The organism is Atopobiaceae bacterium (genome assembly GCA_022483015.1).
Lineage (GTDB): Bacteria > Actinomycetota > Coriobacteriia > Coriobacteriales > Atopobiaceae > JALCUE01.
In genome coordinates, this window is record JAKVOB010000001.1 from 2182353 (window position 1) to 2197462 (window position 15110).

10 protein-coding genes are annotated in these 15110 nt (G+C 68.3%); 1 reads left to right on the forward strand and 9 read right to left on the reverse strand.

Annotated elements, in window-relative coordinates; translation table 11 throughout:
* Positions 1 to 107: 107 nt before the first annotated feature.
* On the forward strand, positions 108 to 710 hold the full coding sequence (locus tag LKE50_09345; GenBank protein MCH3968792.1) for a hydrolase: 603 nt from the start codon (positions 108 to 110) through the stop codon (positions 708 to 710).
* Positions 711 to 774: 64 nt separating this feature from the next.
* Here LKE50_09345 and LKE50_09350 read toward each other — a convergent pair whose 3' ends face one another.
* From LKE50_09350 to LKE50_09390, 9 genes are all read right to left on the reverse strand, one after another.
* Complete coding sequence (locus LKE50_09350) at positions 775 to 1704, reverse strand: HAD family hydrolase (GenBank protein MCH3968793.1); 930 nt, start codon at positions 1702 to 1704, stop codon at positions 775 to 777.
* A 77-nt stretch (positions 1705 to 1781) separates the two neighbouring features.
* Positions 1782 to 2519, reverse strand: coding sequence for a response regulator transcription factor (locus LKE50_09355; protein ID MCH3968794.1), 738 nt, complete (start codon positions 2517 to 2519; stop codon positions 1782 to 1784).
* A complete protein-coding gene (locus LKE50_09360; protein ID MCH3968795.1) occupies positions 2404 to 5346 on the reverse strand; it encodes a sensor histidine kinase KdpD in 2943 nt (980 codons plus the stop codon). Before LKE50_09360 ends, LKE50_09355 begins: the two co-directional genes overlap by 116 nt.
* Positions 5347 to 5516: 170 nt before the next feature.
* Entirely contained in the window at positions 5517 to 6128 is a 612-nt protein-coding gene (gene kdpC / locus LKE50_09365) for a potassium-transporting ATPase subunit KdpC (protein MCH3968796.1), read from the reverse strand.
* 12 nt (positions 6129 to 6140) lie between these two features.
* Complete coding sequence (gene kdpB, locus LKE50_09370) at positions 6141 to 8363, reverse strand: potassium-transporting ATPase subunit KdpB (GenBank protein ID MCH3968797.1); 2223 nt, start codon at positions 8361 to 8363, stop codon at positions 6141 to 6143.
* Between the two features lie 14 nt (positions 8364 to 8377).
* Positions 8378 to 10195 carry a potassium-transporting ATPase subunit KdpA gene (kdpA, locus tag LKE50_09375; protein MCH3968798.1) on the reverse strand — a complete coding sequence of 606 codons (1818 nt, stop codon included), beginning with the start codon at positions 10193 to 10195 and terminating at the stop codon, positions 8378 to 8380.
* Positions 10196 to 10832: 637 nt separating this feature from the next.
* Complete coding sequence (locus tag LKE50_09380) at positions 10833 to 11492, reverse strand: NAD-binding protein (GenBank protein ID MCH3968799.1); 660 nt, start codon at positions 11490 to 11492, stop codon at positions 10833 to 10835.
* Between the two features lie 13 nt (positions 11493 to 11505).
* Positions 11506 to 12159 carry a TrkA family potassium uptake protein gene (locus LKE50_09385; protein ID MCH3968800.1) on the reverse strand — a complete coding sequence of 218 codons (654 nt, stop codon included), beginning with the start codon at positions 12157 to 12159 and terminating at the stop codon, positions 11506 to 11508.
* Between the two features lie 12 nt (positions 12160 to 12171).
* Positions 12172 to 15066 carry a cation-transporting P-type ATPase gene (locus LKE50_09390; GenBank protein MCH3968801.1) on the reverse strand — a complete coding sequence of 965 codons (2895 nt, stop codon included), beginning with the start codon at positions 15064 to 15066 and terminating at the stop codon, positions 12172 to 12174.
* Positions 15067 to 15110: the final 44 nt, after the last annotated feature.

Sequence of the window (15110 nt, forward strand, 5' to 3'; positions counted from 1 at the left end):
TCCTACGTGGTCAAGAGCAGCTGCCGACCAGGGGAGTACAATCGCCCCAACGCGTGCCGCCCTCCCCTGCGGCTGACGACACCCTCACATCCGTCCCAGGAGGCACCATGGCAACGCACGTCCCCACACCGCAAGAGGCCCAGGCCATCGTCGAGAAGTATAACCAGGACCCGTTCCATCGCACGCACGCCCTCACCGTGGCCAACGTCATGCGCTGGTACGCGGCCAAGTACGACGCGGGCAACGAGGACCACTGGTACGTGGTGGGCATGCTCCACGACGTGGACTTCGAGCTCTACCCCACCGAGCACTGCGTGGCCGGCGAGCGCCTCCTCAAGGACGAGGGCGTCGACAAGGGCGTCATCCGCTCGGCGATGAGCCACGGCTGGGGCATGACCGACGTCACCTACGAGCCCGAGTCGCAGATGGAGAACATCCTCTTCGCGGCAGACGAGCTCACGGGCCTCATCTGGGCCTCGACCCTCATGCGCCCGAGCCGCTCCACCCTCGACATGAACCTCAAGAGCCTCAAGAAGAAGTTCAAGGACAAGAAGTTCGCCGCCGGCTGCTCGCGCGACACCATCCGCGAGGGTGCGGAGCGCCTGGGCTGGGAGCTTGACGACCTTCTTGGCCAGACCCTCGAGGCCATGCAGGCCTTCGAGCGCGCGCAGGGCGGCCTCCCGGGCGTGGAGAGGCCCACGGAGGAGTAGCCGTAGCACCGGGCACCGGGCCAGCGATGCAGGCATGGGGCATGGGCCGGACGGCCCCTCTCGGCTAGGCGAGCCGCGCCTCGAGCCATTGCGCCACGCCGTCGTCGCCGATCGAGGGGCATACCTCGTCCGCCGCGTCGCGGACCTGCTCGGTGCCGTTGGCGACCGCCACGAAGGTGCAGGCACGCCCCGTCATGGAGAGGTCGTTGCCCGAGTCACCGAAGGCCACGGCAGCCTGCTCGTCGACACCCAGGCGCTGGCAGAGCAGGTCGATGGCGCTCCCCTTGGTCACGCCGGCCCGCGTGAGCTCGAGCTCGTACGGGGTCATGCGGGCCACCTCGAGGTCGCCGCGGGCGAGCAGGAGCGTCTCGGCCTCGTCGCAGACAGCGACGTCCCGGAAGCTGCAGCCCAGCTTGTCCACCGGCTCATGCCGACGGGCGAGCTCCGCCGGTATGGAGTCGACGAAGTCCACGTCGCCGAGTATGTGCTTGAGCTCGGCCTCGTCCCCGGGGATCGGCACGTTGCCATCCCCCGGGGCAGTCTGGCCGGCCAGGTAGGTGAAGCTGCGGTTCTCGTAGAAGGTGACTTCGGGCACGAAGGCGTTCCAGGCTGGGTGGAGCCCCTTGACGCCATCGAGGACGTCCATGGCCTGGTCGAGCTCGATCGGACGGCGGAGCAGGACCTCACCGTCTGCGGCCCGGCTCACACAGGCGCCGTTGACCGTGATGCGCCAGTCGAGCCAAGGCGCGGACATGAGCATGGGGCCGAGCATGTTGATGGGGCGGCCGCTCACCACGCAGAGGAGCGAGCCTGCCGCATGCGCCGCCGTGAAGGCGTCCCGCACGCGCGGCGAGATGGTGCGCCTGACCGAGTCGAGCACCGTGCCGTCGAGGTCGAACGCCACGACGCTGGGGGCGCCGACCGAGGACGCGGATGCTGACGCGGGTATGGGTGCTGATACGACCTTGCCGGATGTCGATACGGGTGAGCCCACGATGCCCCTTCCTGACGGGACCATGCGTCCCATCGCAACGAGAGGCATTGTACCGCAGGGCATGTCAGGGCCGCGCGCTACGCCCGCAGCATCCGATACCCCACGCCCACGTGCGTCTGGATGAGGCGCGGATGGGCCGGGTCAGCCTCGACCTTCTTGCGCAGCGACCCCATGTGCACCCGCAGGCTCGCGAGGTCCTGCTCCTGGGTTGACCCCCATACCTCGCGCAGGATGAACTGGTGCGTGAGGACCTTGCCGACGTTCCTGGCCAGCACGCAGAGCAGCCGGTACTCGATGGGCGTGAGGTGCAGCTCGGTGCCGGCCAGCGTGGCCGTGCCGGCGGCATAGTCGATCGCAAGGTCACCGTCCTCGAAGGTCGACGACGACGTGGCACCCGTGGCCCCCGCGGCATCGGCCTCGGCCCGCTCCAGGCGCCTGAACGTCACGCGCAGCCGTGCCAGCAGCTCCTCCACCGAGAATGGCTTGGTGAGGTAGTCGTCCGCCCCGGCGTCGAGCGCGCAGATCTTGTCGGCATCGTCGGCCCGTGCCGAGATCACGATGATGGGGACCTGGGACCACGTGCGGACCTTGGTGATGACCTCGACGCCGTCCATGTCGGGGAGCCCCAGGTCGAGGAGGATGACGGCCGGGTCACAGCTCGCCGCCTGGGCGATCGCGGCGCGGCCCGTGGGCGCCACCTCATGGCGGTAGCCGTGCACGTCCAGCGTGGTCACGATGAGGTTGCGCACCGCCGGGTCGTCCTCGACCACCAGGAGCGTCGGCGCTGGCATGACCTGTGGGTTCCTCTCGTCCATCTATGCCTCCTCGAGCGGCAGCGTGAAGCTGAAGCGGGCACCGTGCGGCGCGTCCAGCGGTCAAGGCATGCGCGGCTCCTGCAGCAGGAGCGTGCGTGCCATCTGCCGCCGCGCCCACGTTCGATGCCTCGATGGTACCCCCGTGCGCCTCGACTATGGACCGGCAGAGCGCCAGGCCCAGGCCTGTGCCCCGGCGGGCGTCGGCACGACCGCTCCCCTCCTCGCCCTGGCCGCCCACGTAGAAGCGCTCGAAGAGGTGCGGCAGGTCGGCCGTGGCGATGCCGGGGCCGTCGTCGGTGACGTCAACGCGGGCCATGCGGCCGTCGCGCGTGCACGTCACCTGGATGCGGCTGCCGGCCGGCGTATGCTGCACGGCGTTGTTCACGAGGTTCACCAGCACCTGGACCACGAGGCGCGCGTCCATGCGGCAGACGAGCAGCTCGCCGTCGTCCACGGCAAGCTCGTGGGCGGCCACGTCCCTGCTCACATGGCGCATGGTCTCGTCGACCACGTCGCCGAGCAGCTCGGGCTCCAGGTGGAGCTCGACCTCCCCCTCCTCGATGCGCGTCATGGCCAGGAGGTTCTCGACGAGGTTGCCCAGCCAGAGCGAGTCGTCGTAGATGTCGCCCTCGAGGCGCGCCACCGCCTCAGGCGCGAGGTCGGCCCCGTCGGAGAGGAGCACGCTCGCGTTGCCGGTGATGGAGGTCAGGGGCGTCCTCAGGTCGTGCGAGACGGACCGCAGCAGGTTGGCGCGGAGCTGCTCGTTGCGAGCCACCACGGCCGCCTCCTCGCGCTCGGCCAGCGCCGCCTCGCGCTCGAGGGCCAGGGCCGTCTCGCCCAGGATCGAGAGCACGATGCCCTGCTCGGCGGGGGCGATGGCCTCGGTCCCCACCAGGATCCCCACCACACCGAAGACCTGCTCGTCCTTGCGGACGGCCAGGTAGAGGCAGGCGGCGCTGCCCAACGTGTCGGTGCCCGCGCCGGCGCGCTTGTTGTTCTTGAATACCCAGGCGGCCACGCCGCGCTCACGCTCGTCGAGGCAGGGGCTGTCAGCGTCGGTACCCGCGAGGTCCTGCGCCGTGGCCGCGGCGCCGTCGGCAGCAGCCAGGAAGAGGCGGCCCGGGCCCAGCACGCCCCTCTCGGCGGGGTAGTAGACCACGTCGCGCCGGAGCAGGCGGACGAGCTGTCGGCCCATGACGTCCACGTCCTCGGCGGCGTTCGAGGCACGCCCGAGCATCTGGTCGCACTCCAGCAGCACCTGCGTGCGCCAGGTCGAGGCCGCGGCGGCACGGGCCTGCCTGCGCACACGACGCGCCAGCGAGCTCGCGATGGTCGCGGTGAGGAAGATGATGGCGAAGGTCACGAAGTACTGCGGGTCGAACACCGTGAACGAGTAGCGCGGGTCGGTGAAGAGGAAGTTGAACATGAGGACGGCCGCGAGCGACATGACGACGCTCGAGACCACCCCCGGCACGACCACGGCCGTGAGCAGCACACCGAAGCCATAGAGGACGGCGATGTTGAGCACCGTGACGCCCAGGCGCTCCATGAGCAGGGCCACCACCGAGACGGCCACGAGAAGCCCCAACGCCTTGGCGACGTCAGAGGGGGTGTAGCGGTCCTCGGCATGGCGCTCGTGCCAGCGCCTGACCTGCTGGGACTCGTCGGGGATGATGTAGATGTCGAGGTCGGGCGCCAGCGCGGCGATGCGGTCGGTGAGCGGGGCCTGGTCGAGGAGGTGCCGGCGAGCGCCGCTGCGCCCCATCACGACCTTCGAGACCCCCGAGATGCGCGCGTAGTCGGCGATCTGGCGGGCGACGTCGTCGCCGTAGACGGTCTCGACCTTGGCTCCTAGCTGCTCGGCCAGACGCATGTTGGCCTTGAGCCGCTCGGCCGCCTCGCCGGTGGCGGGGCCGTCGTCCCCCTCCACGAGCAGGGCCGTGAAGCGGGCGTCGAAGGCGCGCGCCATGCGGGCCGCCGTGCGGACGATGCGCCCGTTTGAGGGGGCGCCCGACAGGCAGGCCAGCACATGCTCGCCGGTGTAGTAGGCATCGGGCCCCGCGGCGCGGACGCGCTCGACCATACGGTTCACGCGGTCGGCGCAGCGCCTGAGGGCGATCTCGCGCAGGGCGGTGAGGTTCTTGACGTCGAAGAAGTTCTCGAGGGCGCGCTCCGCCCCCTCGCCGCGGTAGACCTTACCCTCGCGCAGGCGGCCGATGAGCTGGTCGGGCTCGATGTCGACGAGCTCCACCTGGTCGGCGTCGTCGAAGACGCGGTCGGGGATGCGCTCGGTGACGACCACTCCCGTGATGGCGGCCACGCGATCGTTCAGGCTCTCGAGGTGCTGGACGTTCACCGTGGTGTAGACGTCGATGCCCGCCTGGAGCAGCTCCTCCACGTCCTGGTAGCGCTTGGCATGGCGGCACGTCGGGTCGTTGGTGTGCGCCAGCTCGTCCACGAGCGCGAGCCGGGGGTGCCGGCCGAGAAGCGCGTCGAGGTCAAGCTCGTGCACGTGGATGCCGTTGTGGTCCACGTCCAACGGTGGCAGGGTCTCGAGGCCGGCCACGAGCCCCTGGGTCTCGGGCCGGCTGTGCGGCTCTATGTAGGCGGCGACCACATCGATGCCCGCACGCTGGGCCTCATGGGCGGAGCGGAGCATCGCATAGGTCTTGCCGACGCCGGGGGCATAGCCGAAGAAGATCCTGAGGTGGCCGCGCGCACCCGGTGCGCCCGCGCCGTCCGGGAGGCTGGCCGCCTCGTCGCGGTCGAGCTCGATGGCACGCAGGATCCGGTCAGGGTCACGCCGTGCCTCGATGTCGTCTTCCACGGTCGTCCCTCCTCCCGGCCTTGCGGCCGACGGGTGCTGGCAGGGCATAGGCACCCTGCCAGCACTGTACTCCCCTCGCGCCCCGACAGGGCCCCTCGGCAGGGCGGACGTGGCCTCAGGACTTGCCAGCGCGCTGGCGTGACGGCCACATGGCGACCGCCGGACGCCTCCTACCTGCCGAGCGCCGCGTCGATGGCGAGGTTCACGCCGAGGACGTTCACGCGCTCCTCGCCCAGGACCCCCAGCAGGCGCCCCTGGGTGTTCTGCGAGATGATCTGGCGAACGGCGTCCTCAGAAAGGCCGGTGGCGCTGGCGATGCGCGGCACCTGGTACTCGGCCGCCGCCGGCGAGATGTCGGGGTCGAGCCCTGAGCCGGACTCGCTCACAAGGTCCACGGGCACGGCGTCGTCGCCGCGGGCAGGGTCTGCCGCACGGATGGCGGCCACACGCTCAGACACGGTCTGGCCGTAGGACTCGCTCGCGGGCGAGACGTTGGAAGGCGAGCCGTAGGCCACGGCGTTGCCGCTCGCGTCCGTGTAGCTGGACGTGTCGGAGCTGGTCTCGGGCCGGCCCCAGAGGTGCCCCGCATCCGTGAAGTCCTGGCCGAGCAGGGCGCTGCCCACCTCCTGGCCGTCCTTCTCGATGATCGAGCCGTTGGCCTGGTACGGGAAGCACACCTGCCCCACGAGGGTCACCACGGCCGGGTAGGCCACGCCGAGCGCCAGGGTGGCGACGGCGAGGACCGCCAACGCCCGAGGAAGCATCTTGACGAAGGTTCTCATAGCACACTCCCCTTATGCCATACCGACAGCGACGAGCACGATGTCGATGAGCTTGATGAACACGAACGGGACCACGAACCCGCCCAGGCCGTAGACCAGGAGGTTGCGGCTCAGGAGCTTGGAGGCCGCCACCTCGCGGTACCTGACGCCCTTGAGTGCCAGCGGGATCAGCGCCACGATGACGAAGGCGTTGTAGATGATAGCCGCGAGCACGGCGGACTGGGGCGAGTGGAGCCCCATGACGTTGAGCGCCTGGAGTCCCGGGTAGAGCGTGGTGAACAGCGCCGGGATGATGGCGAAGTACTTGGCGACGTCGTTGGCGATGGAGAAGGTCGTGAGCGAGCCGCGGGTCATGAGCAGCTGCTTGCCTATGCGCACGATGTCGATGAGCTTGGTGGGGCTCGAGTCGAGGTCCACCATGTTGCCGGCCTCCTTGGCGGCCTGCGTGCCGGTGTTCATGGCCACGGCCACGTCCGCCTGGGCGAGCGCCGGGGCATCGTTGGTGCCGTCGCCGGTCATGGCGACCATGTGGCCCTCCGCCTGGTAGCGGCGGATGGTCTCGAGCTTGCCCTCGGGCGTGGCCTCCGCGAGGAAGTCGTCCACGCCGGCCTCGGCGGCGATCGCCGCGGCGGTGGTGGGGTTGTCGCCCGTCACCATGATGGTGCGGATGCCCATGCGGCGCAGGTCGGCGAACTTCTCCGCCACGCCCGGCTTGATGATGTCCTTGAGCGCGATGACGCCCAGGACCACCTGGTTCTTGGTGACGACGAGCGGGGTCGCCCCCTGCTGGGCTATGGCCTGGACGGCACGGTCGCACTCGGCCGAGAGCCGCACGCCCGCAGGCTCGAGGTAGTGGGCCACGGCGTCGGCCGCGCCCTTCCTGACCTCGTCACCGGCATAGTCGATGCCGCTCATGCGGGTCTTGGCCGAGAACTCGATGAAGGTCGCCTTGTCGGGGTCGATCTGGGGACGGGCCAGGCCGAAGCGGTCGGATGCCAGGGCCACGATGCTCCTGCCCTCGGGTGTCTCGTCGGAGAGGCTCGAGAGCTGGGCCGCGGCGGCGAGCTCGCCCACGTCATGGCCGTCCACGGCCACGAACTGGTCGGCACGACGGTTGCCGAGCGTGATGGTGCCCGTCTTGTCGAGCAGCAGCACGTCCACGTCGCCGGCGGCCTCGATGGCGCGCCCGCTCATCGCGAGCACGTTGGCCTGGTTGAGCCGGCTCATGCCCGCGATGCCGATGGCCGACAGCAGCGCCCCGATGGTGGTGGGGGCCAGGCACACGAGCAGCGCCACGAGCGTGGTGACCGAGCTGGGATTGGCCACGCCCGCCTGGCGGGCCGAGAAGTCCGAGTAGGTGTAGAGGGCCATGACCACGAGGATGAAGATGATGCAGAGGGCCACGAGGAAGATCTGGAGCGCGAGCTCGTTGGGGGTCTTCTTGCGGCTGGCACCCTCCACCATCGAGATCATCTTGTCGAGGAAGCTCTCGCCAGGGTCGTTCACGACCTCGACCACGATCTGGTCTGAGAGCACGGTGGTCATGCCCACGACGGAGCTGCGGTCGCCGCCGGCCTCGCGGATGACGGGGGCCGACTCGCCGGTGATGGCGGACTCGTCCACCGAGGCGGCGCCGTCGACGATGGTGCCGTCGGCGGGGATCTGCTCGCCGGCATAGACGACCACGCAGTCGCCCTTGCGAAGGTCGCAGGAGTTGACGTTGACGATGCGGTCGAGCGCGTCCGGACCGGGAACCTTGTGGGCCTCGAGGTCGCGCTTGGAGGCACGGAGGGCATCCGCCTGGGCCTTGCCACGTCCCTCGGCCAGGGCCTCGGCGAAGTTCGAGAAGAGCACCGTGAGCCACAGCATGACCACGATGGCCAGGACGTAGCCGGAGGGGGCGTCCGAGATGCCCGCGAGCGAGAGGAGCCACAGGGCGCTCAGCAGGACCGCCGAGACGTACACGAGGAACATCACGGGGTTCTCGAGCTGGGTCCTGGGCGCGAGCTTGGCGAACGCCTGGGCGACCGCCTTCATGGCCTGGCCTCCCTTGGGGGCGTCGTCCTGGTCGTGGTGATGCGTGTGGTGCTCGCCCTCGGGGATGGCCGCAGGGTCCGCAGCGACCGCGTGGCCCCTGTGGGTCACAGGTGCGACGCCGGAGACCGCCTGCGTGTTCCTCTCGGCAGATGCCAAGATGGTCGGATGGTCGATGGTGCTGGTGATGAGTTCTGCCATGTGAGACACCTCCCTTATGCCGCGCTGCCGAGGAACTCGGCAACCGGTCCGAGTGAGAGCGCCGGGAAGAAGCTCAGGGCGCCGATGAGGATGACGATGAAGACGAGCAGGAACACGAACATGGGACCGTCTGTCTTGAGGGTGCCGGACGTGGCGGCGACGAGGCGCTTGCCCGAGAGGTTCCCGCCGATGGCGAGGACGCTGACGATGGGCACGAACCGTGCGAACATCATCACGACGCCGAGCGAGAGGTTCAGGAACACCGTGTTCGCGTCGAAGCCGGCGAAGGCCGAGCCGTTGTTGCCACCGGCCGAGGAGTACGTGTAGAGCAGCTCTGACAGGCCATGTGCGCCAGAGTTGTTGAGGCTGGCCGCCACCTGGGGAAGCATGGCCGCGACGGCCGAGCCCACCAGTATCGCGACGGGCGTGGCGAGGCAGGCGATGACGGACCACTTCATCTCGAAGGGCTCGATCTTCTTGCCCAGGAACTCGGGCGTGCGGCCCACCATGAGGCCAGCCACGAAGACCGTGAGGATCGCGAAGGCGAGCATGCCGTACAGGCCGCAGCCCACCCCGCCGAAGACGACCTCGCCCAGCTGCATGAGCAGCATGCACGCCATGCCCGCGAGCGGGGTCAGCGAGTCGTGCATGCAGTTGACCGAGCCGTTGGAGGCCGCCGTGGTGAAGGCCGCCCACGTGGAGCTCGAGGCGATGCCGAAGCGGACCTCCTTGCCCTCCATGTTGCCGCCGGCCTGGCCCGAGGTGCCCAGGTAGACCGCACCGTTCTGAGAGAGCTGCAGGGTCCCGGCCTGCTCGTTCACCGCGATGACGGCAAGCGCCACCACCAGGCACACCCCCATGGCCGCGAATATGGCCCAACCCTGTCGCCTGTTCCCCACGGACAGGCCGAACGAGAAGCACAGGGCGGCCGGGATGAGCAGGATCGCGATCATCTCGATGAGGTTCGTGAGCGCGTTGGGGTTCTCGAGCGGGTTGGCGGAGTTCGTGCCGAAGTAGCCGCCGCCGTTGGTGCCGAGCTGCTTGATGGCGACCTGGCTGGCAGCGGTGCCCGCGGGCACGAGCTGCTCGGTGACGATGGTGGCGCCCTGGACCTGCTGGCCGTCCACGTAGACGGTGCCGTCCTGGGTGTCTATGGTTGCCCCCTGGAGCTGGTTGCCCGAGGCATCCAGCGCGATGGGCTCGTCGAGCCTGACGTACCGGTCGGCACCTGTGGACTGCGGCACGCCTGCGGCCACGAGCACCACGGCCATCACGAGGGCGATGGGCAGGAGCACGTAGAGCACGCCGCGCACGAGGTCGACCCAGAAGCTCCCGAGGCCCTCGTGCCTGGTCCGGACGAATCCGCGGATGAGGGCGAAGAGCACGCCCATGGCCACGGCAGGCGTGACGAAGTTCTGGACGGCCAGGCCCGCCGCCTGGGCGAACCAGCTGAGCGACGCCTCGCCCGAGTAGGCCTGCCAGTTGGTGTTGGTGACGAAGCTGGCAGCGGTGTTGAAGGCGAGGTCCCAGCTCATGCCAGCCACGTGGTTGGGGTTGCCGGGCAGGACGTTCTGGAACACGAGGATGCAGAAGAGCGCGACGAAGCTCACCACCGAGAAGGCCGCGACGCAGGCGAGGTAGCGCCTCCAGTCCATCTCCTCGGCGCGGTCGATGCGGAGCAGCCTGAAGGTGCCCCGCTCCACCGGCCCGAGCACAGGCGACAGGACGACCCTCTCGCCCATCATGACGTGCTTGATGTAGCCGCCCAGGGGGTACGCGAGGCCCACCAGGATGGCCAGGTACAGCGCATACTGCATGACGACTGCGAGCATCACCGATCGCCTCCCATGAGGATGTGGACGTAGTAGACGAGCAGGGCCCCGGCTATGAGGGCCGCGACGATGAGGACGGTTTGCATTGCCCCACCTCCCTTTCCTGAACCCATGGTGCGGCACAGGACGTTAAGCCGGGATAAAGGTGGGGCCGCTGGCGTAAAGATGGGATAAAGTCGCAGGTGGAGGCTGCGAAGGTACAGGGGGTGCGGGCGACGGCGGTAGGTTGGGCTGTGGGCGGGTGGTGCTTCTCGACAGCAGCAGGTTGGGCGATGGACGCGGGCGGGAGGTGCTTCTCGACAGCAGCAGGTTGGGCGATGGACTCGGGCGGGTGGTGCTTCTCGACAGCAGCGTTACACAAGCCGACGTGTTCGGCAGAGATCCGTTACACGAGTGGCCCTCTTCGGCAGGATGCTGCCGAACCCGAGGGGTTGTGTAACATCACGCGCGATCCAGTCACCAATCGATGCCGTGACGCAGTCGAGAAGGACAAGCAGTCAAGAAGGACAGAGGGGGCGAGCCGGCTCGCGCCGACCCGCCCCCTCATGTGTGCCCGCACTCCCCTGGCCAGCAGTCGCTGGCCTCTGGCTGCGTGCCTCTGGCCGCATCGACGCCCGCAGGCGCCGCACGACCGCCCTTATGCGAACAGGCTCCTGATGCCCGCACGCCCGAGGTCACCCGTGAAGATGATGACCTGGTCGTGGTCGCTCAGCCTCGTGTCGCCGCGTGGCACGAGGATGTTGCCCCCACGCTCGACGGCGACGACCGACGTGTCGTTGGGGAACGTGAGCTCCTTCAGCGTCTTGCCCGAGACGGTCGAGTTGGGCTTGACCTCGACCTGCACGATGGCATGGTCGCCACGCCCCAGCTTCATGAGGGTGAAGACGTCTCGCATGTCCATCTCCTCGCGCGAGAAGCGCGCGATGATGTCAGCCTGGTTGACGCCCACATCCACGCCCATGCCAGGCGTGAACATCCAGTTGTTGGCTGGGCTGTTGACGCGCGCGACCGTACGTCCCACGCCATACTCCATCTTGGCGAGCATGGAGGCGACGAGGTTGACCTCGTCGAGTCCCGATGCGGCCACGAGCACGTCGCAGGTGAGGATTCCGGCCTTCTCGAGCGTGGCAGGCTCGGAACCCGACCCCTCGATGACGGTGCAGCCCGGGCAGGTGCGGCGCAGACGCTCCACGACCGCAGGCCTGAGCTCGATGATGGTCGGCTTCTGGTCGTCCTCCGAGAGCAGCGTCGCGAGGTAGGAGCCTATCTTGCCGCCGCCGACGATGATGATGTTCATGGTGGCCCCTTCCTTAGTCGGTGAGTCCGAGCATGGTCTTGAAGCGACGAGCCGAGGTCGAGGCGACGGCCGCGAAGAGGACATCGCCATGCTGGAGCTCGGTTCCCTGCGTGGGGATGAACGTGTCGTTGCCACGCATGATGGCCACGACCATGACCTCCCCCAGTGCCGTGATCTCGCGAACCTGCTCTCCCTCGAGCAAGTGCGGCAGGTCCACGCGCACGACCTCGACGTCGCCGTCCCCCATCTGGAAGACGCCGTCGAGCTGATGGTAGGTGAGCAGCTGGCAGGCACGGGCGATGCCCCACTCGGTGGTGGAGATGGCCTGGATGCCCAACCTGCGATAGGCCTCGGCCTTCGACATGTCATAGAGGCGAGCGATGACGCGTGGCACGTGGTAGACGCTGCGTGCGATCTGAGCCACGACGATGTTGGCCTCGTCCGAGGCGGTGCAGGCGATGACGGCGCTCACGCGGTCGATGCCGGCCTGCGCGAGGACGTCTCGGTCAAAGCCCACGCCGGCGATCTTGGTGCCTGAGAAGTCGTCAGGCAGCGCGTCGAGCTTCTCCTGGTCCCGGTCGATCACGCACACGTGGTTGCCCTGGGCGCAGAGCTTGGTGGCAAGCCCGCTCCCCATGCGTCCCATACCTACGATGATGACGTCCATGTCAGCTCACCCTCACCTTTCTGGGGCCGGCTGCGGGGTCGAGCCCGCGGCGGCCTTGCGCTTGTGGATCGAACGGACGATGGCCTTGCGGCACTCCTCGAGCGCGAGGACGACCACAGGCAGACAGCACAGGAACAGGTAGTCGCTGAGCTCCAGCGGACTCGTGTGGAACACGGACTGGAACGGCGGGAACAGCGTGATGAACACGATGAGGCAGATCTCGAAGATGATACCGATGTTGACCTGCTTGTTCGAGAAGAGCCCGACCTTGAACACGGACTCCGACACCGTACGGCAGTTCCAGACCTCGCCGATCTGCGAGAAGACGATGGCCGCGAGGCACATGGTGGTCGCGCGCACGTACGTGGCATCCAGGTCGGCACCCACGCCGAACATGGTCTGTCCCGGCGTCCAACCGGCCTGGACCTGGGCGAAGACGTAGGCGGCCATCGAGGCGGCGGCACCGATCATGCCGTACCAGAGGAAGGCCTTGACCATCGTCTTGCGGTCGAGGATGTGCTCGTTCGGGTCGCGAGGGGGCTTGTCCATGACGCCCTTCTCGGGCGGCTCGGTCCCCAGGCCCAGGGCCGGCAGCATGTCGGTGCCCAGGTCGATGGTGAGGATCTGCATCGTGGTCAGGGGCAGCGGAACCGCGCCGCCGCTGAACAGGTAGACGGCCGACGGGACGGCCTCGGGCACGTTGGAGTTCAGGATGTAGGTCATGAACTTGCGGATGTTGGCGTAGACCGCACGCCCCTCCTCGATGGCAGACACGATCGAGGCGAAGTTGTCGTCTGTGAGGATCATGTCCGCGGCCTCCTTGGCCACGTCCGTGCCCGTGATGCCCATGGCGACGCCGATGTCGGCCTTCTTGAGCGCCGGCGAGTCGTTCACGCCGTCGCCGGTCACGGCCACGATCTCGCCCATCTCCTGGAGGGCGTTGACCACGCGGAGCTTCTGCTCGGGGGCCATGCGGGCGAAGATGACCTCGCCTGCCAGGTCGCGCTTGAGCTGGTCGTCGTCCATCTTGGCCAGGTCCACGCCCGAGATGACGTTGACGTCGTCGCCGTCGACGATGCCGATGCGGCGGGCGATGCTCTCGGCCGTGAGGCCGTAGTCGCCGGTGATCATGACCACGCGGATGCCGGCGCGATGGCACTCGGCCACGGCGGAGGCGACCTCCGGGCGCGGCGGGTCAGCCATGACGTCGAGGCCCACGAAGGTGAGGTCGCTCTCGATGGTCTCGGGCGTGTAGTCGCTCATCGACTCGGGGATGGACGTGTCGCCTGCCGCCAGCGGCCTGTAGGCGAGCGCGAGCACGCGCAGGCCGTCCTTGGCGTAGCCGTCGTTGGCCGCCATGATGCGGTCACGCATCTCGTCGGTCATCGGCTTGACCTCGCCCGCGATGCGGACCTTGGTCGAGAGGCGCACGACCTCGTTGGGGGCACCCTTGCAGAACGCCACGCGCTTGGCGCCGTCGAGCGGCTCGCGCAGCTGGTGGATGGTGGACATGCGCTTGCGGCGGCTCTCGAAGGGGAGCTCGCGCACGCGCGGGGTCTCCTCGGCCTGGTCCGCCAGGTCGATGCCGGCCTTCTGCGCACTCGTGAGCAGGCAGGCCTCGGTGGGGTCGCCCAGCACGGTATAGCGGCCGCCCTCGACCTCGGGGTCGAGCAGGCGCGCGTTGGAGCACAGCGCCGAGCCCACCACGAGGATCCGGAGGTCCTCGTCCTTGTCGGCGGTATAGGTGGTGCCGTCAGACTCGATCGTGCCGTCGGGGCCGTAGCCCACTCCGGTGACCTCGTACTCGCGCGACGGCGTCCAGAGGTGGTTCACCGTCATCTCGTTCTGGGTCAGGGTGCCGGTCTTGTCGGTGCAGATGACGCTCGTGGAGCCCAGCGCCTCGACGCTCGAGAGCTTCTTCACGAGGGCGTTGCGCTTGCTCATGCGCTGCACGGCCATGGCGAGCGACAGCGTGACCGTGGGCAGCAGCCCCTCGGGGATGAAGGCCACGATCATGCCGAGCGCGAAGATGAACGACGAGGTCCAGACGTTCTTCACCACGAGGATGTCGAGCAGGAAGAAGATCACGCCCATGGCAAGCGCGAAGGCGGTGACCTGCTTGGTCACGCGGTCGAGCTGCTTCTCGAGGGGGCTCTCGGCCTCCTTCATGTTCTGGGTGAGGTCAGCGATCTTGCCGAACTCGGTGGCCATGCCGATGCGGCAGACGATGGCACGGCCGTTGCCCTCCGAGACCGACGTGCCTGCATAGACCAGGTTGGGGATCTCGGCCGCGGCCAGCCCCTCCTCGAGCACGGCATCGGCGGTCTTCCGCACGGGGTTGGACTCGCCGTTGAGCGTGGACTGGTTGACCTGCAGGTCGGACACCGAGACGAGCCTGGCGTCTGCAGAGATCTTGTCGCCCTCGGCCAGGTTGATGATGTCACCGGGGACGAGGTCCTCGGCCAGGATCTTGGAGTCCTGGCCGTCGCGCACGACGCTCACGTAGGCCGGGAGCATCTTCTTCAGGGCCTCGGTCGCCTTGCTCGCACGGAACTCCTGGAAGAAGCTGAACGTGCCGTTGATCAGGTTCACGAGCCAGACGGCGATGCCCAGCTCGGGCATGCCAGCCACGAACGCGATGGCGCCTGCCGCCCAGAGGAGGATCGCCATGAGGCCCGTGAAGTTCGAGAGGAACGTCAGGAGCGGCGACTTCTTCTTCCCGCCTTGGATGAGGTTCTTGCCCGACGTGGTCTGGCGCTTCTCGGCCTCCGCCTGCGTGAGCCCCGCCCGTGAGGTCTTGAGCTCCTTGTAGCAGGAGTCGCAGTCCAGGCGCTCTATGCCGCCGGAATCGCCGCCCGACCCCTTCGAGGCCTCTGGTTCGACCTCGTCCTTACGTTTCGTCACCATTGACACGACCTCTTTCCAGGACCCTTGGGTCCCAGCGACGAGAC

What these genes read in the sequence shown, in the direction of transcription:
- kdpC (MCH3968796.1), bottom strand. Translation starts at nt 6,128, where the DNA reads ATGAGAACCTTCGTCAAGATGCTTCCTCGGGCGTTGGCGGTCCTCGCC.
- LKE50_09385 (MCH3968800.1), bottom strand. Translation starts at nt 12,159, where the DNA reads ATGGACGTCATCATCGTAGGTATGGGACGCATGGGGAGCGGGCTTGCC.
- kdpA (MCH3968798.1), bottom strand. Translation starts at nt 10,195, where the DNA reads ATGCTCGCAGTCGTCATGCAGTATGCGCTGTACCTGGCCATCCTGGTG.
- LKE50_09345 (MCH3968792.1), top strand. Translation starts at nt 108, where the DNA reads ATGGCAACGCACGTCCCCACACCGCAAGAGGCCCAGGCCATCGTCGAG.
- LKE50_09390 (MCH3968801.1), bottom strand. Translation starts at nt 15,066, where the DNA reads ATGGTGACGAAACGTAAGGACGAGGTCGAACCAGAGGCCTCGAAGGGG.
- kdpB (MCH3968797.1), bottom strand. Translation starts at nt 8,363, where the DNA reads ATGGCAGAACTCATCACCAGCACCATCGACCATCCGACCATCTTGGCA.
- LKE50_09355 (MCH3968794.1), bottom strand. Translation starts at nt 2,519, where the DNA reads ATGGACGAGAGGAACCCACAGGTCATGCCAGCGCCGACGCTCCTGGTG.
- LKE50_09380 (MCH3968799.1), bottom strand. Translation starts at nt 11,492, where the DNA reads ATGAACATCATCATCGTCGGCGGCGGCAAGATAGGCTCCTACCTCGCG.